Source organism: Caballeronia sp. LZ019, assembly GCF_031450825.1.
Lineage (GTDB): Bacteria > Pseudomonadota > Gammaproteobacteria > Burkholderiales > Burkholderiaceae > Caballeronia.
In genome coordinates this window covers 2,440,248-2,464,298 of record NZ_JARTVZ010000005.1, presented here as the reverse complement: position 1 = coordinate 2,464,298, position 24,051 = coordinate 2,440,248, and the positions used below count along the sequence as shown (strand labels likewise).

Below are 24,051 nucleotides of genomic sequence, written 5' to 3'. Positions count from 1 at the left end.
GCAAAGGACCCGACGCATGACCGACATCGACCAGCAATTCGCCCAGGCTCAGATCGACGTAAAGGAATTGCCCGAGCGTCCCGGCAATCTCACGCTGCTGCGTCTTTACGCGCTTTTCAAGCAGGCGAGCGTCGGCGACGTGCAAGGCGAAAAGCCCGGTTTCACCGACATCGCCGGGAAATACAAGTATGAAGCGTGGTCCGCCCTGAAGGGCACGCCCGCCGATACGGCCAAGCAGCACTACGTCGAGCTAGTCGAATCCCTGAAGCGCGGCGACGCGAGCTGACGCGATATTTCTGAATTCGCGCCGTCGATGCCCGCCGATGGCGCGGGAATGCGTCAACATGTGGCGCGGTGCAGCAAATTCCGATATACTGCTGTTCAAGCAGCGTGACTGTGAGCTGCATGCATAAAGCATGCGGCACACAGGAAGCCGCTTCGTAGCGTTTCGCTCCAATCCAGTTTAGAAACTGTCCCTTCCCTGCTAGGCCGTAGCGCAGTTTGCGCGCTGTTTGTTCCGCGGCCCGTCATGCATCAGGCTGACGTCAGTGCTCCCCGAGCCTGCCGTATCCGATACAGCTTCTAACAACATTACTCGCCTTTCCGTTGCGCGAGTTGCCCCCGTTTTTCGATTTGCTCGCTGTTTCTTCGCTCGCTGAATCCAACGACTTGGGTATGCCGATTGGCGCCGACGCCTTATCTTCCGTTTCAAGGATCGACATGACTTCGAGTATCACCCCTAGCCCGTTGGACAACATCGCAGCACAGACGCTCGGCATCGCGCCCATCGTGGATGCAGCCGCAGCAACCGCAGCCCCGGCCGTCGAAGCGCCCGCCGGCCCGACCTTCGAATCCCTCGGCCTTTCCGCCGACATCGTCACCGCCCTGACCGCCGCCGGCTATCAGTCGCCGACGCCCGTGCAGCAGCGCGCGATTCCCGCCGCGCTCGCCGGCCGCGACCTGCTCGTTTCGAGCCCGACCGGCTCCGGCAAGACCGCGGCGTTCATGCTGCCGGCCATCGAAAAGTTCGCGCAACTCGAAAAGCTCCAGGCGCAACAACCGCGTCAGCCGCGCGATCCGAACGCGCGTCCCGGCCGCCGTCCGCAGCCGGTTGCACGCCCGCAACTGCTCGTGCTCACGCCGACGCGCGAACTCGCAATGCAGGTTTCCGCCGCCGCGACCACGTACGGCCGTCACCTGCGCCGTCTGCGCACGGTCAGCATTCTGGGCGGCGTCGCCTACGGTCAGCAATTGATGCTGCTCGCGAAGAACCCGGAAATCCTGGTGGCGACGCCGGGCCGTCTGATCGACCATCTGGAACGCGGCCGCATCGACCTGTCGAACCTCAACATGCTCGTGCTCGACGAAGCCGACCGCATGCTGGACATGGGCTTCATCGAAGACATCGAGACGATCGTCGCCGCTACGCCGGCCACGCGTCAAACGCTGCTTTTCTCGGCGACCATCGACGGCAAGATCGCGTCCCTCACGGGCCGTCTGCTCAACGACCCGGAGCGCATCGAGATCGTGCAGAAGCTCGAAGCGCGCAGCAACATCGCGCAGACCGTGCATTACGTCGATGACCGGGATCACAAGGATCGCCTGCTCGATCACCTCTTGCGCGATGCCGGCCTCGATCAGGCCATCGTGTTCACCGCGACGAAGAGCGACGCCGATCTGATCGCCAATCGTCTCGCCGATGCCGGTTTCGAATCGGCCGCGCTGCACGGCGATCTGCCGCAAGGCGCGCGTAACCGCACGATTCGCGCGCTGCGCGAGCGTCGCGTGCGCGTGCTGGTGGCAACGGATGTCGCCGCGCGGGGTATCGACATCCCCGGCATCACGCACGTCTTCAACTACGATCTGCCGAAGTTCGCGGAAGACTACGTGCACCGCATCGGCCGTACGGGCCGCGCGGGACGCAGCGGCACGGCGGTGAGCCTCGTGCATCACGCCGAGACCGGTGCGCTGAAGCGGATCGAGCGCTTCGTGCGCGCGCCGCTGCCGGTGAACGTCGTCGTCGGTTTCGAACCGCGCAAGTCGCCGCCGAAAACCGGCTTTGGCGGTCGTGGCCGTCCGGGTGGCGGTAACGGCGGGCGCCGTTTCGGCAGCGGCAGCAGCAACGGCGGTGGCCGGGGCTACGGTGCGGGCAACGCCAGCGGTTACGGCAACAAGCCGAGCACGGGTTCGCGCGAAGGCGGCTATCGTGACGGCGGCTATCGCGGCGCGAGCAGCGGAGCCGGCGATCGTGAAGGCGGTTATCGCGGCGGCAATCGTGATGGCGGCTACGGCCAGCGCGACGGCTACAGCGCGCGCCGGAACGACGGCCCGCGCGCACCGCGTCGTGGCAATTAAGCGCTGATCGCGTGAAGCAATAGCAGGTGGCGTCACACGCCGCCTGGCGCTGCAAGAAGAAACCGATGCCTCGCGCATCGGTTTTTTTTCGTCCGTCGCCATATTTCACGATGCGCAACGGCTTTTTGTTTCGCAAAAGCCTTGCTGCGCGGCACAACCGTAAATCTTGCAGGATGGGAAAAGCCGTTTCTCAATGCAAAATCTGAGCCGTAAGTTGCTGTTTCGACAGTGCTATTTTCTCGTTCGATTTCTCCAGGCAACGCTGTTCCGTATCGTCGCGCGCGCTTAGACTCTTATATAAGAGTTGAGCAAATGCGGGCCGCCAAGTGCGGCGCCTGACTGCTCGAATCGCGCGAAGCATCGATACCAGTTCGTCGTACAGCCAATCTAAAGGAGAAACGCCATGACCTCCCGTCAGCAACAAGCTCAGCAACTCCATCAGCAATGGGAAACCGATCCGCGCTGGAAAGGCATCAAGCGCGGTTATTCCGCCGAGGACGTCGTGCGTCTGCGCGGCTCGGTGCCGGTCGAGCACACGCTTGCGCGTCGCGGTGCGGAAAAGCTGTGGTCGCTGATTCACCACGAGCCGTTCGTCAACGCGCTCGGTGCTCTGACGGGCAATCAGGCGATGCAGCAGGTCAAGGCCGGCCTCAAGGCCATCTACCTGTCCGGCTGGCAGGTCGCCGGCGACGCCAACATCGCGGGCGAAATGTATCCGGACCAGTCGTTGTATCCGGCGAACTCGGTGCCGCTCGTTGTGAAGCGCATCAACAATACCTTCACGCGCGCCGATCAGATTCAATGGTCCGAAGGCAAGAATCCGGGCGATGAAGGCTATGTCGATTATTTCGCGCCGATCGTCGCCGATGCGGAAGCGGGATTCGGCGGCGTGCTGAACGCGTTCGAACTGATGAAGGCCATGATCGAAGCCGGTGCCGCGGGCGTGCACTTCGAGGATCAACTGGCGTCGGTCAAGAAGTGCGGCCACATGGGCGGCAAGGTGCTCGTGCCGACGCGCGAGAACGTCGCGAAGCTGGTCGCCGCGCGTCTCGCTGCGGACGTGTGCGGCACCCCGACGCTGCTCGTCGCGCGCACCGATGCCGAAGCGGCGGATCTCGTGACGTCCGATATCGACGACAACGACAAGCCCTTCCTCACGGGCGAGCGCACGGTGGAAGGCTTTTATCGGACGCGGCCCGGGATCGACCAGGCGGTATCGCGCGGTCTCGCCTACGCGCCCTACGCCGATCTGGTGTGGTGCGAAACCGGCAAGCCCGACCTCGAATACGCGAAGCAGTTCGCCGAAGCGATCCACAAGGAGTTCCCCGGCAAGCTGCTGTCGTACAACTGCTCGCCTTCGTTCAACTGGAAGAAGAATCTCGACGACGCGACCATCGCCAAGTTCCAGCGCGAACTCGGCGCGATGGGCTACAAGTTCCAGTTCATCACGCTCGCGGGCTTCCACGCGCTCAATTACGCGATGTTCAATCTGGCGCATGGCTATGCCCGCACGCAGATGAGCGCGTTCGTCGAATTGCAGCAGGCCGAGTTCGCCGCCGCCGACAAGGGTTTCACGGCGGTGAAGCATCAGCGCGAAGTGGGCACCGGCTACTTCGACGCGGTCACGCAGACGGTCGAGCGCGAAGCATCGACCACCGCGCTGCATGGATCGACGGAAGACGAGCAGTTCTTCGACAAGAAAGTCGCATAAGCGACTGCAGGTTGAATCAGGGAGAGCGGTGAAAACAGCGGCGGCTGTGACGCGGCAGTACGAGGTGCGTCGCGGCCGCCGCTCGAAACATCACCGGTACACGATGACGGGAATCTTGGTGTGCGTGAGCACGCGCTGCGTCTCGCTGCCTATCAGCAGGCTTCCGAGCCCGCGCCGGCCGTGCGAAGCCATCAGGATAACGTCGCAGCCGTTCTGCTCCGCCGCGTCGATGATGCCGATGTACGGCGCCGCTTCGATGCTCGTGACGCTTGCGCACGGCACGCCGGCGCCTTCGGCCGCGCGTTCGACGGCGCGCAGGTGGTCCCGCGCTTCGCGTTCAGCGCGCGCGTGGAAGTCGTCGGGCGGCTCGACGGCGACATCGGCGAATGGCGAGTATGGATACTGAGGCAGGCACGCGTAGGCGGTGATGCGCGCGCCGACGGATTGCGCGAGATCGATCGCGCCGTCGATGGCCTTTTGCGACAACTCCGAGCCGTCGGTCGGCACGAGGATGTGCTTGAACATGGCGTCCTCCTTCGGAACGTCGGGGCACGCTTCAATTGTAGTCAGGCAGCGCATTCCGCGACAGCTTCCGATGCGCTGGCAGGTGCGGCATCGGGAAACAGGTAAAGGCCGTGCGCGACACCGCCGTCGCTGTCGAAACGGTGCTTGATGATGTCGTAGAACTGGTGGTCGTCGTATTCGTGAGAGCGAAAGAGCGCGAAGGCGACGAGATCGGCGAGTTGAATCAGGCGCGAAGAGCGGGAGTCGAGAAACACCGGCACTTCGGCATAGTTGCGCGTCTTGCCGTACGTGTGGCCGATGTACTTGAAATCGCGCGCCAGCGTCTGCACGCGCCGCTCCGTCGACGACTTGTCGAACAGGATCAGCCCCCGCTGGGCGTCGCCATGCTTGCGATAACGGCGGAGCAGAAACAAATCGAAGCGATTGGCGAGTTGTTCGAACGCTAGTTCGACCGCGTCCTGCTTTTGGAGCGATGCTTTGCTGATGATCGCTCCGAAGAGCCGGACATTGGCAGGAGACTGCGCCTCGATGCCGTCATTGAGCGCGTCTTTCATCGCCTGAACGCGGTCGCGCAAGGGAAAGCGCTTCCAGCCGTCACGCCCTGAACGCATCGGTGAGCCGTGGAGCTCGAGCAAATGAGTGTTCATCGGCTCGAAGCGCTCCGCGATGGCGTTGAGCTTTTGCTCGATCCAGTGTGTCGTCCCGCTCGAATGCGCAGACGCCGGCGAGAACGAAATATCGATGCTGCGGATCAGCAGCCGAACCCGATTCGTCAAGATAGAGCAGATGCATAGGAATCCGTAGCAAGGACGCTGAAACAGAAACGGGCCACCTGCAGGTAGCCCGTTCCGAGATAGGTAAGACGGGTGGAACAATCGCCCAGGCGCATCGATTAATGGTCGACACTCCCGCCTCAGAAGCAAGTGTATCAGAAGACCGGCCCCGATCAACTAGCCGGACGGCCTACTCGCCCCAATACCCGGACGCGTGATACGTATGTTTGAGCAAATCGAGAAACAGGCGCACTCGCAACGGCAAATGCCGCCGCTGCGGAAACACCGCATGAATGCCGATAGGCGGCGCGGCGAACGCGTCCAGCACGCTCACGAGCCGTCCCGCGTGAATATCCTCCCCCACTTCCCACCAGGACCGCCACGCCAGACCGCGCCCTTCCAGACACCACTCGTGAAGCACCGCCCCATCCGAGCATTCCATCGTGCCGGAGACCTTGATCGTCACCACCTTGCCGTCGTGCTGAAACATCCAGCCGCGCTGCTGGTTCGCCGATGCTCCCAGCGCCAGGCAATTGTGATGCGCGAGCGCCGCCAGATTCGCCGGCTTGCCGCGCTTCGCGAGATAACCGGGCGACGCCACGCAGACGCGCCGGTTCTCGCCGAGCTTGAGCGATACGAGCGACGAATCCGGCAGCTCCCCGAGACGCACCGCGCAATCGAAGCCTTCGTTGACGAGATCGACCATGCGGTCGGTCAAATCGAGGCTCACGGAGACATCCGGATGCAGCGTCGTGAACTTCGGCACCAGCGGCGCGACGTGGCGTCTGCCGAAGCCGGCCGGCGCGGACACGCGCAGGTGCCCGCTCGCCTTCACGCCGCCCGCCGAGACGCTCGCTTCCGCGTTCTGCATGTCGTTGATGATGCGCTGACAGTCTTCGAGAAACGCCGATCCTTCGAACGTGAGCGTGATCTTGCGCGTCGTGCGCACGAGCAACTTGACGCCGAGCCGCTCTTCGAGCGCATCGAGCCGCCTGCCGATGACGGCCGGCGCGATGCCTTCCGCCTGCGCCGCAGCCGAAAGGCTGCCCTTCGCCGCCACAGCCGCGAACGTCTCGATCTGCTTGAACCGATCCATGCCTTTTTCTTCGTCGTCTTCGATGCCCGCGTAGAGATTAGATATCGAAAAGTGAAAGATCAAGTGATTCCGCGATGCTTTTTCACTCACTTCGATCACCAATAGAATTCGTCCCGACCTCTTCCAGGAGTGCAAGGCTATGTCGGCCATAACGACACACGCATCGTCATCCCGTTCGACCGCAGTTCCCCGAGCCGTTATCTTCGACGCCTACGGCACGCTGTTCGACGTGCATTCCGTCATCGCCGCCGCCGAGCAGCTGTTCCCCGGCAACGGCAACATGCTCTCGCAGCTTTGGCGGCAGAAGCAGATCGAATACACGCAACTGCGCACGCTCGCCGATCCTGCCGGCAGTCATTACGCGCCGTTCCGGGACATCACCATCGATGCGCTGCGCCACGCCGCGGCGCGCCTCGGTCTCGCGCAGTCGCTCACGAGCGCTGCCGAGAAGCGCCTGATGGACGAATACGCGTGCCTGTCCGCGTTCCCCGACGTGCTTCCCGCACTAAACACGCTGCGCAATCGCGTCTGCCTTCCGCTCGCGATCCTGTCCAACGGCAATCCGCCGATGCTCGACATCGCCGTGAAAAGCGCCGGCATGACCGGTGTCTTCGATCACGTCCTGTCCGTCGATGCCGTTCGCGCGTACAAGCCCGACGCCCGCGCCTATGAGCTCGGCACCCGCGCCTTCGGCATCACCGAAGCGGCGGCGCGCGAGATCGTGTTCGTGTCGTCGAATGGATGGGACGTCGCCGGTGCGGCGTGGTTCGGCTACACGACGTTCTGGCTCAATCGCACCGCCCTGCCCGTCGAGAACCTCGGCGTCGCGCCGCATCGCACGGGACGCGACATGAGCGAGCTTGTCGCGTTCATCGAAGGCGCGTGAGAAACGCATCGCCACAAAGTAAAACCCCAAGCAGAACCGTCTGACCGACCAAGGAGAAAACACATGACGCAACCGTCGAATCCGCTCTCGCTGCCCGAAGGCGTGGCAATCTCGGCCGATATCCAGCCCGGCTTCGAAACGATCCTCACGCGGGAGGCGCTCGCTTTCGTCGCGATGCTGCATCGCCGCTTCGAGCCGCGTCGCCAGGAACTGCTCGCGGCGCGCGTCGAACGGACAAAGCGGCTCGATGCAGGCGAGCGCCCCGGCTTCCTCGAAGCAACGAAGGCCATTCGCGAAGGCGACTGGACTGTCGCGCCGCTGCCGCGGGATCTGCAATGCCGTCGCGTCGAGATTACGGGGCCGGTGGAGCGCAAGATGATCATCAACGCGCTCAACTCCGGCGCTGATTCGTACATGACCGACTTCGAGGACTCGAACGCGCCCGTTTGGGAAAACCAGATCGCCGGCCAGATCAACCTCGGGGAAGCCGTGCGCCGCACGATCTCGCTGGATCAGAACGGCAAGTCGTACAAGCTGAACGACAAGGTGGCGACGCTGATCGTGCGCCCGCGTGGCTGGCATCTCGATGAAAAGCACGTGACCGTCGACGGCCAGCGCGTTTCCGGCGGCATCTTCGACTTCGCGCTCTTCCTGTTCCACAACGCGCACGAACTGATCGCGCGCGGCAGCGGCCCGTACTTCTATCTGCCGAAGATGGAAAGCCATCTCGAAGCGCGCCTGTGGAACGACATCTTCATCGCGGCGCAGGAAGGCATCGGCATCCCGCGCGGGACGATTCGCGCGACGGTGCTCGTCGAAACCATCCTCGCCGCGTTCGAGATGGACGAGATCCTGTACGAGTTGCGCGAACACAGCTCCGGGCTCAACGCGGGCCGGTGGGACTATATCTTCTCGGCGATCAAGAAGTTCAGGAACGATCCCGACTTCTGCCTCGCGGACCGCTCGCAGATCACGATGACCGTGCCCTTCATGCGCGCCTATGCGCTGCAATTGCTGAAGACGTGCCACAGGCGCAACGCGCCGGCGATCGGCGGCATGGCCGCGCTGATTCCGATCAAGAACGATGCCGCCGCGAACGACAAGGCGATGGGCGGCGTGCGCGCCGACAAGGCTCGCGACGCCACCGACGGCTACGACGGCGGCTGGGTCGCGCATCCGGGCCTCGTGCCTGTCGCGATGGAAGAGTTCGTCAAGGTGCTCGGTGAAGCGCCCAACCAGATCGGCAAGCAGCGCGACGACGTGCAAGTGACCGCGCACGACCTGCTCGATTTCCGTCCCGAAGCGCCGATCACCGAAGCGGGCCTGCGCAACAACGTGAACGTCGGCATTCACTATCTGGGTTCGTGGCTCGCGGGCAATGGTTGCGTGCCCATCCACAACCTGATGGAAGACGCCGCGACCGCCGAGATTTCGCGCTCGCAAGTGTGGCAATGGATTCGCTCGCCGAAGGGCAAGCTGGACGACGGCCGCAAGGTGACGGCGCCGATGGTGCGCGAGATCGTCATCGACGAACTGGAGAAAGTGAAGCTGAGCGTCGGCGGCTCGGGCAGCGATACGAAGCCGTATGAGCGCGCAGCGAAGATCTTCGAAACGATGTCGACGTCCGACGAGTTCACCGACTTCCTGACTTTGCCGCTGTACGAGGAAATCTGATCGCGCTTTGGACGCACCGTGATGAAACGGCCCGCGAGTTCGCGCTCGCGGGCCGTTTGTTCATCCGACGCGCGCCCACGGATGGAGCACGGCGTGTGCTACATTGCGCATCGTCTTTTTCAACGATTCAACCGTGGAGCGCACTCACCGTGCGAACGACAGCATGAGCAATATCCAGCTCGATATCGAATGGACCGAAGCAGCATCGCGCAAAATCGAAAAGCTGATGCCGCGCAATGCCAATAAAGACGCGTTTCTCGCGTTGCCGCCGATCGAATGCCTCCCGATGGAAGGCGACGTGCTTTTTCTGGGACCGGATGGAAAGCAGCAGCCTTTCATCGTCGCGGAACGCCAGTATCACCATGACGGCGAAGCGGACTGGACCATCATCCTCATTCTCGACGTCCCGCAGTCAACGCATTGAGCGCGCGGCGTTCGCGCTGCGTCGTCAGAGCAGCCTGGTCGACACGTGCACTTCGCCATGCTCGACGAACTTGGGCGACCGGGCGCGAAACGCCTGGATATGCGCCGTCTTGCCGTGCTCTTCTAGCGCGGCTTCGCTGGCCCAGCGCTCGACGAAGATGAAGCGGCGCGGCTCCTTGATGTCCCGATGCAGATCGTACTGAAGCGCGCCGGGCTCCCGGCGCGTCGGCTCGACATTCGCTTCGGCGAGTTGTCTGAGTTCTTCTTCCTTTCCCGGCTTGGCGACGAAAATAGCGACGACGGCGACTTCTTCCACGAGCGGTTCTCCCTGTTTTCAGTAAACGTTAAAAGCGAAGCATAAACGTCCGCCATAAAGTCTGCCTGAAACGCATATCGCAGGTTAAAAGAAAAAGCCCGCGCTTGGTTAAAGCGCGGGCAAAAGCCGTCGCCCTACGAGGATAGGCGACGGGGCCATCGGGGCTCGCGCGCGAGCCGTTGTCCGGGAAAGGTGTATCGATCACGGCTTTATCAGGGCCGTGCGGCGCAGTCGTCTCGCCATGCACGCAATGTAATGGTCGCGCGCCAATTTTTATAAGCTATTGCGCACATTCGACGATAGAAACAATCGTCAGCGCAATAAATGTGTGCGGTTTATATCGCCCGCACTGCTGGCTGTCTTTTAATTGGGTTATTGGTCGCTTGCACGCGGTGAGAGCGTCGCAAAAAAAAACCGCCTCGCGAAGAGGCGGTTTGCATGCGGTACAACCTCCACGTTCCGTGGAGGAGTCGCTCAGCTGATCTGGCCCGCGAGCAACGCCATGATCTGACGCGCTTGCGGCGACGAATCCACTTCGCCCTTGTCGTCGACGATAGCGACCCGCGTTTGCGCTTCCGTGATCGCCCGCACATTTACCTGATACTGCTTCGCCACGATTTCCTTGCGGCCGTGGAAGACCTGGCTCCAGAAGCCCTGCTCGCGTGCGGATTTGTCGTTCGGGTCCACGTAGCGGACGTAATAGACGCCGCGCGCGCGGTCGCGGTCGTCCACCGTGAAGCTCGCGCGATCCAGCGCCATGCCCACGCGCAGCCAGGCGCGGTCATACGCTTCGGGCAGCGTCAGTTGCGCCGACGTGGCTTCCGGCACCGTCTCGTTGCGGATCGCGCTGTTTCCGGCGTTGGCCGCGTTCTGTGCGGCCACGGCGGCGGCTTTCGAATCGCCGCCCTTGGCCGGTCGCGCTTTGGCTGCATTCGCCGATGGCGCGCTCACATCCGCCGCGCCCGATGCCGTGCGCGAATCCGCCATTGCCAGCGACGACATCAGCCGCTTCAGATATTCGTTCTCCAGCGCGGGATCGTTCGGCCGTGCCTGCCACTGGCTGGAGTCGTTATTGACGCCCGTGAGGGCCTCGCGCATGCCCTTCTGGCTGATGAACACGTAGGTGCCGCCGGTGGGCGCGGCTTCGAGACGCGTGCGGTACTTGTTGCGCTCGGCGGTGACATACGAGTTGCCGGTGGCTTTCGCGAGCGTGTCGCGGATCAGGCCGTCCGAAATCTGCGGATGCGTTTCGTTCCAGTCCGTTTCCATCACGCCCTTGTCGCGCGAATCGACTACGAGCAGAAAGCCCTGCTCTTGCCAGAAGCGGCGAACTTGCGGCCAGACCTGATCCGGCGCGCGGCCGTCGATGACGAGCCAGCGTTCCGCGCCGTCGCGCTGAATGCGCATGCCTGATACGGGCGGCACGACGGTCGGCGCGTTCGGCGCGACTTTCTGAACCTGCTGGAGGTCGGAGAGCGATGCCTGCCCGCTTTGCGGCGGAAGCGAGCGCTGATCGCCCGCTTCGTCGAGAAGGTTCGGCGGAACGGCGAGCGACGACTGCTTCGAGCGCTGGTCGCTCTTGTAATTGATCGCGGTGGGGGAAGACGTGCCGCATCCCGCCACGATCCCGGCCACCGTCAAAAGCGCAGCCATCCGCTTGGTCACACGAAAATCTGTCATGTCTGGAAAGTCCTTCCGCTACGCCACGGCGTTCGCCCGTGGATCAACCCAGCATTTTACCGGTCCGGCGGACCGCCGTGCAAAAAGAGGCATCGAGGGCGGCGCATGACCCGCATGTCGTCGAACGCTGCGCTTGATCAGCCGAAAACGGCGATGCACTGGCTGTCAGCAGTTCACGATGCAACACCGCCTGACGAGTGATGCTTTCCGCCCGATTTTGACAATTTATGACAGTCGCGACAAATCATCGCCGCTTCCCGTTCGAACGCACGCAACCCCTTGTTTTATAGACGCTTCTTTCGCTTGCAACGCACTTTCCCAGCGGCGCAAACGACACGGCACCCCCGCCTCCCTGTGTCCCATTCATCCTAAAATTCAATCTCAAAAATAGGAATAATCCCAAGAAGTCGGAGAGCAAAATGAAGAAGTTAAGACATCCTCATCGCGTAGCCGGGGCCGCCATCGCGATGACAATCCTGTCGGGCGTGAGTCCGCTGTCGCATGCACAACTCGGCGCGACGGGGCGCACCGCGGACGCATCCGACGGAGCGGTCGTCAACCGTTCCGGGAGCGGGCTCGTGACTTACCGCGAGACGACCGACGCGCATGGCGTCGCCGTGCGGCAGTACGTCGATTCGACGGGCGCCGTGTACGCCGTGTCCTGGCGCGGCCCCGCGATGCCCGACGTGCAGGCGCTGCTCGGCGCGTATTTCCAGCGCTTCAGGGAGGCCGCGAACGCGTCCGCCGGCGATGCGGGCCTGCACACGTCGCGCGTGATGGATGGCGAACTCGTCGTTGAAAATCGCACGCGGCTGCGCGAGTTCAGCGGCCGCGCGTGGCTCGCGAGCGCGCTGCCGCCGGCCGTATCCGCTGCGGACATCGAATGAGCGCGGGGAGACCAACCATGATCATCCGCAAGCTACTTTGCGTGCCCGCGATCGCCCTTTGCGTCCTGCTTCACGGATGCGGCGGCGGTGGCGGTTCGGACGCCGGCTCACCCACGCCGGCCAGCACGCCGACGGCAGCAAGCACTCCTGCGGCAGCCAGCGCGCCGGTCGCAGCGAGCGCGCCGGCGCCCGCCAGCAACGTCGTCACGCAGTTGACGACGCTCAACGTGCATCCGATCCGCGTCACCGCGCTCGCGAACGGCACCCGCAACATGCTGCAAACGAGCGTGACGCTCTGCGTGCCCGGTACCGACACCTGCCAGACCATCGACAACATCCAGGTCGATACCGGCTCGCAAGGTCTGCGCGTGCTCGCATCGGCGCTGAATCCGTCGATTGCGCTGCCGATCGTCGCCGGCAACACGGCAAACACGGCAATGGCGGAATGCTCCGTGTTCGGCTCCGGTTATACGTGGGGCGCGGTGCGACAGGCCGACATCAGGCTCGCTGGCCACGTCGCGCGTTCGACATCGGTTCAGTTGATCGCCGATACCGCCGTGCCCGGCGCGGCGGCCGATTGCAGCCAGTCGGGCCTGCCGATGCTCGATGCGGCGAAGCTGCGTGGCAACGGCATTCTCGGCGTCGGCCCGTTCACTGCCGACTGCGGCGGTGGCTGCGCGAATTCCGCGATGCCGCGCTGGTACTACAGCTGTACGTCGGCGGCCTGCTCGCCGAGCGCGCTCGCGGCTGCGCAGCAAGTGACCAATCCGATCGCGCGCTTCGCCGCCGATAACAACGGCGTCCTGATCGATCTGCCCGCCGTGCCGCCGGAGGGCGCATCGTCGGTGGCGGGAACGATGACGTTCGGCATCGGATCGCAGGCGAACAATCTGCTCGGCGCAGCGACCGTGCTGAAGTCCAGTTCGATCACGGGTTTCGTATCGACGAGCTTCAGCGGCAGCCAGTACGGATCGAGCTTCATCGATAGCGGATCGAACGGACTCTTCTTTCCGTCGGCGACGCTTGCGACGTGCGGCGTATGGTTCTGCCCGGCGACGACGCAGGCGCTGAACGCGACACTCAGTTCGACGACCGGCGTGACCGCCGACGTATCGTTCAGCGTCGCGAAATCGACGACGCTCTTCGCGACAGGCAATTACGCGTTCAACAATCTCGCGGGGCCTGCGAACGGCTTCTTCGACTGGGGATTGCCGTTCTTCTATGGCAGGCGCGTGTTCACCGCGCTCGAGGGACGCCCGACGCCGGCGGGAACGGGGCCGTACTACGCGTTCTAGACGCGCGAAAGCCGTCTTTCTGACATCGAAAGACGGCTTTCTTCACGAGCCGACGAGCCGACGACCCGACGACCCGCCGAGCGCTTACTGCCCGCCCGCCTTGCTTTCCTCGTCGAAAATCTTCTGCGCCAGATGGAACGCCGAGTTGGCCGCCGGCACGCCGCAATAGACGCCCGTCTGCAACAGCACTTCCTTGATCTCGTCCTGCGTCACGCCGTTGTTCTTCGCGGCGCGCAAGTGCAGCGCGAGTTCTTCGCTACGGTTGAGCGCAACCATCATCGCGATGGTAATGAGGCTGCGCGTGTGGCGCGGCAGACCGTCGCGCGTCCAGATTTCGCCCCAGGCATAGCGCGTGATGAAGTCCTGGAATTCGGTCGTCAGTTCCGTGCGATTCGCGAGCGACCGGTCCACGTGCGCGTCGGACAGCACGGCGCGGCGCACCTTCATGCCGGCTTCGTAGCGTTCGTCGTCAGTCATTGTGCTTCTCCGAGAAAGTCCAGCACGGCGCGCGTGTACGCCTCGCGCTTTTCGATGTTCGACAGATGCGCCGCGTCCAGTTCGACGTAGCGCGAGCCTCCGATATACGCGGCCAGTTCGCGGCCCTGCTCGGCCGTCGTCAACAGGTCGTGCGTGCCCGCGATCACGAGCACCGCCAGCGCGATGGTCTTCGCTTCGTCGCGCAGATCGGCGTCGCGGATGGCTTCGCAATTCGATGCGTAGCCGTCGCCCGACGTGTGACGGAATACATCGCGGATATTGGCGAGCGCGAGCGGCTCACGCTCGATGAACGGCGCGGTGAACCAGCGGGCGATGACGGCATCGGTGAGCGCGGCCATCCCGCCTGATTCGCGCGCTTTCGCGGCGCGCGGGGTCCACAGGGCGTCCGATCCGATCAGCGCCGCCGTGTTCGACAGCACCATGCGGGAAAAGCGCTGCGGATGGCGCGCGGCGAGACCGATGCCGGTCAGCCCGCCCATCGACAGGCCGCAGTAGTTCGCGCGCTCGATGCCGAGATGATCCATCAGGCCGATTACATCGCCGATCAGCTGGTCGATGGTGTACGGGCCTTGCGGCGCATCTGAATGACCGTGACCGCGCGTGTCGTACCGCACGACGCGATAGTGCTGCGCGAACGCTTCGATTTGCGGCGTCCACATCGACACATCCGCGCCGAGCGAGTTCGACAGCACGAGCCAGGGCGCAGCGTCGCCGGCCGTCGAGTCGATGCGATAGTGGATGCGGGTTCCGTTTACAGCGGCGAGTGGCATGTTGGTGATGCTCCTTCGGGTTGGGATGGCGCAGGCGCCGTCATGCGCTCGCGCGATGCTGCCCGAGCGCGGCATCGACGAAGGCCTGCGCCTGACCGACATAATTGGCCGGGTCGAGCAAGGGCTTCAGTTGCTCGGGCGATAGGTGGCGCGCGACGGTTTCATCCGCGGCGAGAACGTCGTACAGCGATTGCCCGCTCGCGACCGCCGCCTTCGATGCGCGCTCGACGAGCTTGTGCGCATCCATCCGGCCGATGGCGTCGCCGAGCGCGAGCATCACCGCTTCGCCGAGGACGAGTCCGTTGGTCGCGTTCAGGTTCGCGGCGAGGCGATCGACATTCACCTCCAGGCCCGGCACGATACCCATCACGTTCGCAAGCGCGCCGGCGGTCAAGCGCGCCAGATCGGGCAGCGCTTCCCATTCGGCCTGCCAGCCGCCGAGCGCGCGTTCGTGTTCCTGGACCATGCCGGCGAAGATCGTCGCGACGAGGTTCGGCGCACGCGTCGCCGCCGTCAGCACGGCTGCGCAGCCGACCGGATTGCGCTTGTGCGGCATCGTCGACGAACCGCCCTTGCCTGCCGCCGCCGGCTCGGCCACTTCGCCGAGTTCGGTCTGCATCATCAGCGAGATGTCGCGCGCGATCTTGCCGAGCGTGCCCGTCAGCATGCCGAAGAAAGAAGCGGCTTCCGCGATGCGATCGCGCTGCGTGTGCCACGGCAGTGCGGGCAACGCGAGACGAAGATCGTCGGCAAGCGCCTGCGCAACCGGCAGCGCCTTGTCGCGCAGGCTCGCGAGCGTGCCCGCCGCGCCGCCGAACTGCAGCACGAGCGCGCGCTCGCGCAAGTCGGCGAGACGCGTGCGATGGCGCGTGATCGCATCCAGCCATTGCGCGAACTTGAGGCCGAGCGTGATCGGCAGCGCCTGCTGCAGCCACGTGCGGCCGATCATCGGCGTCGCGCGATGCGTCTGTGCCTGCGTGGCGAGCGACGCGGCGAGCGCGCGCAGGTCGGCATCGAGCAGGTCGAGGGCGGCGCGAAGCTGAAGCACGACGCCCGTATCGATGATGTCCTGGCTCGTCGCGCCCCAGTGCACGTACTTCGCGGCCTGTTCGTCGCTCGCCTTCACCACCGCTGTCAGTTGCCTGACGAGCGGGATCGCGAGATTGCCGCCCGCGGCCGCGCCGGTCATCAGCGCGGCCGCGTCGATGGTGTCGGCGCTGCACGCGGCGACGATCGCATCCACCGCGCTCGCCGGAATCACGCCCGCTTTGGCCGACGCCCGCGCGAGCGCGGCTTCGACGTCGAGCATCGCCTGAACGGTCGCGCGCGGCGACCAGACCGCATTGGCTTCGGCGCTTCCGCAGATCAGATCGGTAAGCCGTCCGGTCGATGAAAACATGAGCTCAGACCCGCTCGATGATCATCGCGATGCCCTGTCCCACGCCGATGCACATCGTGCAAAGCGCGTAGCGCCCGCCGGTGCGGTGCAGCTGGTACGTCGCCGCCGTCACGAGCCGCGCGCCGGACGCGCCGAGCGGATGACCGAGCGCGATCGCGCCGCCGTTCGGATTCACGCGGGCGTCGTCATCGGCGACGCCGAGCATGCGCAGCACCGCGAGCCCTTGCGACGCGAAGGCTTCGTTCAGCTCGATCACATCCATCTGGTCGATGGTCATGCCGAGGCGCGCAAGCAGCTTCTGCGATGCCGGCGCCGGACCGATACCCATCACGCGCGGAGGAACGCCCGCCGTCGCCATGCCGAGAATGCGCGCGCGCGGCGTGAGGCCGTGACGCTTCGCGTTTTCTTCGTCGGCGATCAGCATTGCCACCGCGCCGTCGTTGACGCCCGACGCATTGCCGGCCGTCACCGAACCATCGGGACGCACGACGCCCTTCAGCTTCGCGAGCGCTTCGAGGCTCGTTTCACGCGGATGCTCGTCCTGCGTGACGACGATCGCATCGCCCTTCTTCTGCGCGATCGTGACCGGCGTGATTTCCTGCGCGAGCGTGCCGTCCTTCTGCGCGCGCGACGCCTTCTGCTGCGAGCGCAGCGCGAACGCATCCTGATCGGCGCGGCTGACCTTGTAATCGTCGGCGACGTTCTCGGCGGTTTCGGGCATCGAATCGACGCCGTATTGCTTCTTCATCAGCGGATTGACGAAGCGCCAGCCGATGGTCGTATCGAAAATCTCCGCCTGGCGCGAGAAGGCGGTCGCGGCCTTGCCCATCACGAACGGCGCGCGGCTCATGCTTTCGACGCCGCCCGCGATCAGCAAGCCGGCTTCGCCCGATTTGACCGCCCGCGCCGCGATGCCGACCGCATCCATGCCCGAGCCGCACAGGCGATTCACCGTCGAACCGGGCGTGCCGACCGGCAGCCCCGCGAGCAGCGCCGACATGCGCGCGACGTTGCGATTGTCTTCGCCTGCCTGGTTCGCGCAGCCGTAAATGACTTCCTCGACCGCTTCCCAGTCCACTTCCTTGTTGCGCTCGACGAGCGCGCGCAGCGGCACCGCGCCGAGATCGTCGGCACGCACGGACGACAGCGCGCCGGCATAGCGGCCGATCGGCGTGCGGATCGCATCACATACGAAGGCTTCTTTCATCGCTTGCTCCAGTTTTCGGTAGTGTCTCTCAGGCCGCTTCGGAAATCGGCGCGTATTGCAGCGGCACGTTCGCCAGCTTCTGCAGTTCGTCGAACGACAGGCCGTCAACAATTTCACGCACGACGAAGCCTTCCGGCGTCACGTCGAACACGGCGAGGTCCGTGTAGACGCGGTCGACGCACTCCACGCCCGTCACCGGATAGGAACACTCGGCTACGAGCTTGCTTTCGCCCTGCTTGGTGAGCAGTTCCATCATCACGTAGACCTGCTTCGCGCCGATGGCGAGATCCATCGCGCCGCCGACAGCGGGAATCGCATCGGGCGCGCCGGTATGCCAGTTCGCGAGGTCGCCCCTGGCCGATACCTGAAACGCGCCGAGCACGCAGAAATCGAGATGGCCGCCGCGCATCATCGCGAACGAATCCGCATGATGGAAGAACGCGCCGCCCGTCAAGAGCGTCACATGCTGCTTGCCGGCGTTGATCAGTTCGTCGTCTTCCTCGCCCTTCGCGGGCGCGGGGCCCATGCCGAGCAAACCGTTTTCGCTGTGCAGGAAAATTTCGCGATCCGCCGCGAGGTGATTGGCGACGAGGGTCGGCACGCCGATGCCCAGGTTCACGTACGCGCCTTCCGGAATGTCGGCGGCCACGCGCTTGGCCATTTCGTCACGAGTCAGTTTCTTCATGGCTTTCCGTCCTTCCTCAGGCAGCGAGTTCAGCTTGATGCACGGCTTGCGGCACTTCCACGACGCGCTGCACGAAAATGCCCGGCGTGACGATGTTCTCAGGGTCCAGTTCGCCGAGCGGCACGACTTTCGACACCTGCACGATGGCGGTCTTCGCGGCGCTCGCCATGATCGGCCCGAAATTGCGCGCCGTCTTACGATAGACCAGATTGCCCCAGCGGTCGCCCTTATAGGCCTTCACGAGCGCGAAGTCGGCATGCAGCGGCGATTCGAGCACGTAATGCTTGCCGTCGATCTCGCGGGTTTCCTTGCCTTCCGCGAGCTTCGTGCCGTAACCGGTAGGCGTGAAGAATCCGCCGATGCCCGCGCCCGCCGCGCGAATGCGCTCTGCCAGATTGCCCTGCGGCACGAGTTCGAGTTCGATTTCGCCCGCGCGATACAGCGCGTCGAACACGTGCGAATCCGTCTGGCGGGGAAACGAGCAGATGATCTTGCGCACGCGCTTCGCCTTGAGGAGCGCGGCGAGACCGGTGTCGCCGTTTCCTGCGTTATTGTTGACGATGGTCAGATCGCGCGCGCCTTGCTCGATGAGCGCATCGATCAGTTCGGACGGCATGCCCGCCGTCCCGAAACCGCCGATCATGATGGTAGCGCCATCGTGGACGTCGGCCACCGCCGACGCGAGCGAATCGAAAATCTTGTTGATCATTTGCACTCTTCTCCTGTGACCAGAACCGGCTGGTCGCCGCGGTCATCGCCTTTGTGAAGCGGTCAGCGCGTTTCGCGCTCGAAGCCGGGTATACCCGCTGCCGTGCCCTCTTGCATCGGAATGTTCGTCATGCGAACATGGATTCGTTTAGCGAACATCGGCATGTTAGTCCGGCGTTCGTTGCCATGTCAACGAAGGCCGCGCGATTCGCGGGTTTGTACCAAGTCTTCTTACCCGGAACTCATGGACACTTTCTCTTCGGACGCGCAAGACGCGCCCTCCCGCCCCGGCGATGCCTACGTGCAGTCGTTCGCCCGCGGACTCGCCGTCATCCGCTCGTTCGACGCCAACCGCCCCGCGCAGACGCTGACCGAAGTGGCCGCCGCGGCGGGTCTCACGCGCGCCGGAGCGCGGCGCATCCTGCTGACGCTGCAGACGCTCGGCTACGTCGAGGCGGACGGGCGGCTTTTTCAGCTGACGCCGAAGATTCTCGACCTGGGCTTTGCCTATCTCACGTCGATGCCGTTCTGGAATCTCGCCGAGCCGGTCATGGAAGACCTCGTCGAGCAGGTTCACGAGAGTTGTTCGGCGGCCGTGCTCAACGGCGCGGAGATCGTCTACGTGCTGCGGGTGCCGACGCACAAGATCATCACGCAGAACCTGTCGATCGGCAGCCGCCTGCCCGCGTTCTGCACGTCGATGGGCCGCGTGCTGCTGTCCGCGCTCGACGACGATCGGCTCGACGCGGTGCTCGACGCCAGCGATATCGTCGCCCGCACGCCGCATACGATCGTCGATCGCGCGGCGCTGAAGGAAGCGATCGTGGCCGTGCGCCGCCAGGGCTGGGCGATCGTCGATCAGGAACTGGAGGAGGGCCTGATATCGATGTCGGCGCCGATCCGCGACCGGCAGGGGCGCATCATCGCGGCGCTGAACATCAGCGGCAACGCGCAGCGCAAGAACGCGAAGCAGATGGTGAAGGCGTTCCTGCAGCCGTTGCAGGAGGCGGCGCAACGCGTATCCGACATGGTCGCACGGCGCGGCTGAGCGCAGCATGAACGACCTCGATCTGAACCTCATCCCCTTCCTCGTGGCGATCGAGGAAACGCGCAACGTGAGCCGCGCGGCCGAACGGCTCGGCGTCAGCCAGCCGCGCGTGTCGACGGCGCTCGGGCGGCTGCGCGAGTACTTCAACGATCCGCTTTTCGTTCGCACTTCGCGAGGCATGGAACCGACACCGCGCGCGCTCGCGCTCGTGCCCGCCGCCCGCGACGCGCTCGGGCGCATCGAGCGCGGCCTGCTCGATACGCAGCACTTCGATCCCTCTTCAAGCACCGATACTTTTTCGATCGCGCTATCGGATGTCGGCGAGATCGTGTTTCTTCCGCGCCTGTTGCAGGCGTTCGCGAAAGACGCGCCGCGCGCGAATCTGCGCTCGGTGTCGGCATCGCATGGGGATGTGGAGCGTGGGCTCGAAGCGGGCGACATCGATCTTGCGGTCGGCTATTTTCCCGACCTGCGCGGCAACAATTTTTTCCAACAGCGGCTCTTCTCGCATCGCTTCATCTGTCTGATGCGGCGAGATCATCCGTATGCAAACGAGCCACTGACGCTCGAACGCTTCGTCGAATGCGGACACGCCGTCGTGCGTGCCGAAGGACGAAGCCAGGAAGTGCTCGAGAACTATCTGGACAAGGAACGCGTCCGACGGCGCGCCGTGCTCGAAACGCCCCACTTCATGAGCCTGCCGTTCATTCTTTCGCGCACGGACCTCATCGCGACGGTGCCGCACGCGATCGGCTTTGCGTATGTGGCCGAGCACGCGTCGATCACGCTCGCCGAGCCGCCGCTTCCGTTGCCGCGCTTCGATCTGCGGCAGCACTGGCATCGCAAGTTTCATAACGATCCGCGCACGACGTGGCTGCGCGGCATCGTCGCGTCACTCTTCAACGATGCACTCGACGAATGGCCCAAGTAAGCGTTTCCCGGTGAATTGGCGCTAACATCGCCGTTTTCTTTCCTGGAAGGAAACGAGCGATGGATGCGCTGACCAGTTTGCGCGTGTTCCGCGAAGTCGTCGATGCGGGCAGCTTTGTCAAAGCCGCAGAGCGTCTCGACATTTCGACCGCGATGACGAGCAAGCACGTCGCCAACCTGGAGCGGCAACTCGGCGTGCGTCTGCTCAACCGCACGACGCGGCATCTGAGCCTGACCGAAGCCGGCAGCGTCTATTACGAACAGTGCAGCGAAGCGCTCGACATTCTGAAGGCGGCCGAAGCGGCGGTCGGCATGCAGACGGCGCAGCCGCAAGGCGTGCTGAAGGTGACGGCGCCCGGCTGGTTCGCGAACCGGCGGTTCGCGGATTTGCTCGTCGCGTATCAGGCGCGGTATCCCGGCGTGCTCGTCGATCTGCGCCTCGAGAACCGCTTCGTCGATCTGGTCGAGGAAGGTTACGACATGGCGCTGCGCGCGACATCGGAGCCGTCGCCCTCGCTGATCGTACGGCCGCTGTGCAAGACGCCGTTCGTGCTGGTCGGCTCGCGCGCCTATCTGGATCGGCACGGCGAGCCGCGCCATCCGGAGGATATCGCGCGCCATCGCCTAGTCCTGCCGACTTACACGAACATCGAGTCCGTCACGCTGACGGGCCCGGACGGCGTCTTTTCGGTGAAAAATCATGCGGTGCTGAAAACCAACGACAGCTCGATGGTGTTGCAACTCGTCCACGCCGGCATGGGGCTCGCCTACGTGCCTGTGTGGATGATCGACGAGGAACTGGCGTCGGGCGCGCTCGTGCACTTGTTGCCCGAGTATGGGGCGTTCGCGCCGTCGGTCTACGCCGTGTACACGAGTCGTAAATATATGACGACGAAGGTCCGTACGTTCATCGACTTCCTGTCCGAATCGCTCGGTGAGCGCCCAAATTGTTAGGAACCATACGCAGTATGAAAGCGTCGCGTCGCGCATGGCCTGGGCCGGGCGCATTTTCGGTTATCTGATTCCGTGCGCCGTGGCGCTCGTGATGGCGATGCGTTTTCGCAAGCGCCAGCAGTCGGCGGCCTCGCCTGCGCGTGCGGTCGATGAGACCGAGGACGCGGTGACCGCCGGCGAGGCATCGGCTGCCGCGGCTTCGTGATCCCTGGCGCGTCGAAGGTGGATTTTGCGACGTTTGCAGCAAAAATCGCCGAAGCAGTTCTACTATTCGATTCGCTCTGATATACTTTCGCTCTTTCGGGGCGTAGCGCAGCCTGGTAGCGTACCTGCATGGGGTGCAGGTGGTCGGAGGTTCAAATCCTCTCGCCCCGACCAGAAATAAGGCCCGGAGAACCGCGCCAGTATTGGGAAGCCAGTACTGACAAGGCTCTCCGGGCTTTCTGTTTTTCGGGTGTGTCGTTCTAGTGTGTCAATCGCCGTGTCAAAATACGGAGATGACCGATATGCCCGTTGCCCTTCCCGCTGGCGTCTACCTTCGCCCCGGTTCCGCGATCTTTCAGCTTCGCATCGGGGTTCCGAAAGACCTGCAGCAACACTTCCGCGACCCAAAGACCGGCAAGCCGAAAACCGACGCCTACCGTAAAAGCCTTGAGACGTCCGATCGTGACGAGGCAATCACGCGAGCGCTCCGCATCATTGCCGAGTACCGAGAACGATTCCAAGCCCTCCGGGACAAGTCACGGCCTGCGCCATTCGTGGCTCTTACCCCTGCCCTTGAGGCGTACATCACGCGAGACGTAGAGCGGTTCGTATTGGAACTCGATGACTACGCGCGGGCGAACCCCCGAATCCACACCAGCCGAAAGTTTGCCAAGCGTCTGAAGGTCACGGCGGCGCTGGAGAATCGAGACTCATACAGCGGCTGGGACGCGGGGAGCCAGCGCATGACGCCCGGGCAGCTTGAGATCGTTGCTGGATTGAACCTAGATCAACGCAAAGCGCTTCAGCTTGCAGCCGCTACCGGAAACACGGACATTGCCCGTCGCTTCGCCGACGAGGCATGCGCCGCGCTTTCAGTCCGAGTCGAATGGGATACCGAAGACGGCCAATTGGCCCTTCAGCGCATCATGCGGGCGCTCGTTCGGGCGTGGCAGGGAATCACGCAGCGGGATCAAGGGGAGCCGGTGGATACGCCGCCCGAGCTTCCGCCGCCCGATGACATCCCGAAGGCGTCCGAGGAACCCGCAACGCCCGTAGAACCCGCCGCGCCCCCGGTGACTCTTCGCGACGTCCTGCCGTCATGGAAGACACGAACGTCCGCCAAGCCGAACGCGATTAGCCGCGCAGAGCATGCACTGAAACTGTTCGAGCAGGCCGTGGGCGCAGTCCCGGTGACGGAACTAACGAAGGCATCCGGCGCGATGTTCGTGCGTTTCCTGCTCGATGAGAAGGCTCGGGGCTTCGGGCGGAAGACCGCCAACAATCACGCGTCCGCCATATCGGCCTTGATGAACATCGCTGTTAAGGACGATCTCATTCCGCTCAATCCGTTCGATCTTTCGATTGACGCAAGCGTCGGCGCAGAGAAGCGCGAGCCGTGGACCGATGAGCAGCTTAAACGCATCTACTCGCACAAGTTGTTCAGCGACAGCATGAGCGATACGCCACGATGGCACGACGTTGACCCGGCAGACGGTCGCGCCCTGCTTCTAATGCTTCTGCATACGGGCGCACGCATCGGCGAGATTGCGCAGCTTCGTCGCGAAGACTTCTTGACGCGAAATGGCATAGTCGCCATCAAGATCACCGCAGAGGCCGGGACCGTGAAAACGCAAGAATCCGAACGCGTCGTCCCGCTCGCTGGGCATCTCCTTGCCGACCCGTGGTTCTCGAATTGGCTAGAGGGCGTCATGGGGCACACGGGAGACGCCATGCCAAGCATGTGCGGACGCGCACGAGGCCCGAGTGATACGGCCGGTCAGTGGTTCCGGTACTTTCGCAAGGCGGTCGGCTTGCCGTCGGGGCCGCTTGAGGGATCGCACAAGTTCCGACACTGGATTCGCTCCGCACTCGCTGAGAAGCATGTGGGCGAAGCGACTGCCGATGCAATCACGGGGCACGCCGCGACGGGTTCGAGCGGCCGGAAGGTGTACACAGCCACGGCAAGTCTGAGGGCCATGAGAGAGGCACTAGACCGGCTCGAATATCCGGGGGCATCCCCAAGCTGA

24 protein-coding genes and 1 tRNA gene are annotated in these 24,051 nt (G+C 63.9%); 14 read left to right on the top strand and 11 right to left on the bottom strand.

Annotated elements, in window-relative coordinates; all coding sequences use genetic code 11:
• Window positions 1-16: 16 nt before the first annotated feature.
• The 3 genes from P9255_RS25000 to aceA all read left to right on the top strand — a co-directional run bounded on the left by P9255_RS25000 (window position 17) and on the right by aceA (window position 4,066).
• Window positions 17-286, top strand: coding sequence for an acyl-CoA-binding protein (locus P9255_RS25000; RefSeq protein ID WP_309765056.1), 270 nt, complete (start codon window positions 17-19; stop codon window positions 284-286).
• Between the two features lie 434 nt (window positions 287-720).
• Window positions 721-2,355: a DEAD/DEAH box helicase gene (locus P9255_RS24995; RefSeq protein WP_309765057.1), complete on the top strand. Its 1,635-nt coding sequence runs from the start codon at window positions 721-723 to the stop codon at window positions 2,353-2,355.
• A gap of 403 nt (window positions 2,356-2,758) precedes the next feature.
• Entirely contained in the window at window positions 2,759-4,066 is a 1,308-nt protein-coding gene (gene aceA / locus P9255_RS24990) for an isocitrate lyase (protein ID WP_309765058.1), read from the top strand.
• Between the two features lie 90 nt (window positions 4,067-4,156).
• On the opposite strand, the gene P9255_RS24985 is transcribed toward aceA, so the two are convergent.
• From P9255_RS24985 to P9255_RS24975, 3 genes are read right to left on the bottom strand one after another with little or no spacing between them, the layout of a single operon-like run.
• Window positions 4,157-4,591 carry a universal stress protein gene (locus tag P9255_RS24985; RefSeq protein WP_250451246.1) on the bottom strand — a complete coding sequence of 145 codons (435 nt, stop codon included), beginning with the start codon at window positions 4,589-4,591 and terminating at the stop codon, window positions 4,157-4,159.
• 41 nt (window positions 4,592-4,632) lie between these two features.
• Window positions 4,633-5,541, bottom strand: a complete 909-nt coding sequence (locus tag P9255_RS24980) for a DUF3800 domain-containing protein (RefSeq protein WP_309765059.1) — start codon at window positions 5,539-5,541, stop codon at window positions 4,633-4,635.
• Window positions 5,542-5,554: 13 nt separating this feature from the next.
• The gene (locus P9255_RS24975; protein WP_309765479.1) at window positions 5,555-6,460 is read right to left on the bottom strand and encodes a LysR family transcriptional regulator; all 906 of its coding nucleotides are present in this window, start codon (window positions 6,458-6,460) and stop codon (window positions 5,555-5,557) included.
• Window positions 6,461-6,599: 139 nt separating this feature from the next.
• On the opposite strand from P9255_RS24975, the gene P9255_RS24970 reads away from it, so the two are divergent.
• The 3 genes from P9255_RS24970 (at window position 6,600) to P9255_RS24960 (ending at window position 9,444) form a co-directional block, all read left to right on the top strand.
• Window positions 6,600-7,346, top strand: a complete 747-nt coding sequence (locus P9255_RS24970) for a haloacid dehalogenase type II (protein WP_309765060.1) — start codon at window positions 6,600-6,602, stop codon at window positions 7,344-7,346.
• 63 nt (window positions 7,347-7,409) lie between these two features.
• A complete protein-coding gene (gene aceB, locus P9255_RS24965) occupies window positions 7,410-9,020 on the top strand; it encodes a malate synthase A (RefSeq protein WP_309765061.1) in 1,611 nt (536 codons plus the stop codon).
• A gap of 163 nt (window positions 9,021-9,183) precedes the next feature.
• Complete coding sequence (locus tag P9255_RS24960; RefSeq protein ID WP_309765480.1) at window positions 9,184-9,444, top strand: DNA-binding protein; 261 nt, start codon at window positions 9,184-9,186, stop codon at window positions 9,442-9,444.
• 24 nt (window positions 9,445-9,468) lie between these two features.
• Here the strand turns inward: P9255_RS24960 and P9255_RS24955 are convergent, their stop codons facing one another.
• Together P9255_RS24955 and bamC are read right to left on the bottom strand one after the other, a co-directional pair.
• A complete protein-coding gene (locus P9255_RS24955) occupies window positions 9,469-9,759 on the bottom strand; it encodes a putative quinol monooxygenase (RefSeq protein ID WP_309790591.1) in 291 nt (96 codons plus the stop codon).
• Between the two features lie 474 nt (window positions 9,760-10,233).
• On the bottom strand, window positions 10,234-11,439 hold the full coding sequence (bamC, locus tag P9255_RS24950) for an outer membrane protein assembly factor BamC (protein ID WP_309765063.1): 1,206 nt from the start codon (window positions 11,437-11,439) through the stop codon (window positions 10,234-10,236).
• Window positions 11,440-11,858: 419 nt separating this feature from the next.
• Between bamC and P9255_RS24945 the strand changes: the two genes are divergently transcribed.
• Both P9255_RS24945 and P9255_RS24940 read left to right on the top strand, forming a co-directional pair.
• Window positions 11,859-12,326, top strand: coding sequence for a DUF2844 domain-containing protein (locus tag P9255_RS24945; RefSeq protein ID WP_309765064.1), 468 nt, complete (start codon window positions 11,859-11,861; stop codon window positions 12,324-12,326).
• A gap of 17 nt (window positions 12,327-12,343) precedes the next feature.
• A complete protein-coding gene (locus tag P9255_RS24940; protein WP_309790590.1) occupies window positions 12,344-13,621 on the top strand; it encodes a DUF3443 domain-containing protein in 1,278 nt (425 codons plus the stop codon).
• Between the two features lie 84 nt (window positions 13,622-13,705).
• On the opposite strand, the gene pcaC is transcribed toward P9255_RS24940, so the two are convergent.
• Genes pcaC through P9255_RS24910 form a run of 6 tightly spaced genes read right to left on the bottom strand, consistent with a single transcriptional unit; the run spans window position 13,706 to window position 18,889 of the window.
• Entirely contained in the window at window positions 13,706-14,098 is a 393-nt protein-coding gene (gene pcaC, locus P9255_RS24935) for a 4-carboxymuconolactone decarboxylase (RefSeq protein ID WP_309765067.1), read from the bottom strand.
• A complete protein-coding gene (gene pcaD, locus P9255_RS24930) occupies window positions 14,095-14,889 on the bottom strand; it encodes a 3-oxoadipate enol-lactonase (protein WP_309790589.1) in 795 nt (264 codons plus the stop codon). Before pcaD ends, pcaC begins: the two co-directional genes overlap by 4 nt.
• Before the next feature lie 40 nt (window positions 14,890-14,929).
• Window positions 14,930-16,288 carry a 3-carboxy-cis,cis-muconate cycloisomerase gene (locus P9255_RS24925; protein WP_309765069.1) on the bottom strand — a complete coding sequence of 453 codons (1,359 nt, stop codon included), beginning with the start codon at window positions 16,286-16,288 and terminating at the stop codon, window positions 14,930-14,932.
• Between the two features lie 4 nt (window positions 16,289-16,292).
• Entirely contained in the window at window positions 16,293-17,495 is a 1,203-nt protein-coding gene (pcaF, locus tag P9255_RS24920; RefSeq protein WP_309765070.1) for a 3-oxoadipyl-CoA thiolase, read from the bottom strand.
• A 28-nt stretch (window positions 17,496-17,523) separates the two neighbouring features.
• Window positions 17,524-18,180: a 3-oxoacid CoA-transferase subunit B gene (locus P9255_RS24915; protein WP_309765071.1), complete on the bottom strand. Its 657-nt coding sequence runs from the start codon at window positions 18,178-18,180 to the stop codon at window positions 17,524-17,526.
• 16 nt (window positions 18,181-18,196) lie between these two features.
• On the bottom strand, window positions 18,197-18,889 hold the full coding sequence (locus P9255_RS24910) for a 3-oxoacid CoA-transferase subunit A (protein WP_309765072.1): 693 nt from the start codon (window positions 18,887-18,889) through the stop codon (window positions 18,197-18,199).
• A 243-nt stretch (window positions 18,890-19,132) separates the two neighbouring features.
• Between P9255_RS24910 and P9255_RS24905 the strand changes: the two genes are divergently transcribed.
• From P9255_RS24905 to P9255_RS24880, 6 genes are all read left to right on the top strand, one after another.
• Window positions 19,133-19,936, top strand: coding sequence for an IclR family transcriptional regulator (locus P9255_RS24905; RefSeq protein WP_309765073.1), 804 nt, complete (start codon window positions 19,133-19,135; stop codon window positions 19,934-19,936).
• 7 nt (window positions 19,937-19,943) lie between these two features.
• Complete coding sequence (locus P9255_RS24900; protein ID WP_309765074.1) at window positions 19,944-20,867, top strand: LysR family transcriptional regulator; 924 nt, start codon at window positions 19,944-19,946, stop codon at window positions 20,865-20,867.
• A gap of 59 nt (window positions 20,868-20,926) precedes the next feature.
• Complete coding sequence (locus P9255_RS24895; protein WP_309765075.1) at window positions 20,927-21,820, top strand: LysR family transcriptional regulator; 894 nt, start codon at window positions 20,927-20,929, stop codon at window positions 21,818-21,820.
• On the top strand, window positions 21,801-22,025 hold the full coding sequence (locus P9255_RS24890) for a hypothetical protein (RefSeq protein WP_309790588.1): 225 nt from the start codon (window positions 21,801-21,803) through the stop codon (window positions 22,023-22,025). The genes P9255_RS24895 and P9255_RS24890 overlap by 20 nt, the downstream gene beginning before the upstream one ends.
• Before the next feature lie 96 nt (window positions 22,026-22,121).
• Window positions 22,122-22,198, top strand: a tRNA-Pro gene (locus tag P9255_RS24885).
• Window positions 22,199-22,317: 119 nt separating this feature from the next.
• Window positions 22,318-24,051: a DUF6538 domain-containing protein gene (locus tag P9255_RS24880; RefSeq protein ID WP_309790587.1), complete on the top strand. Its 1,734-nt coding sequence runs from the start codon at window positions 22,318-22,320 to the stop codon at window positions 24,049-24,051.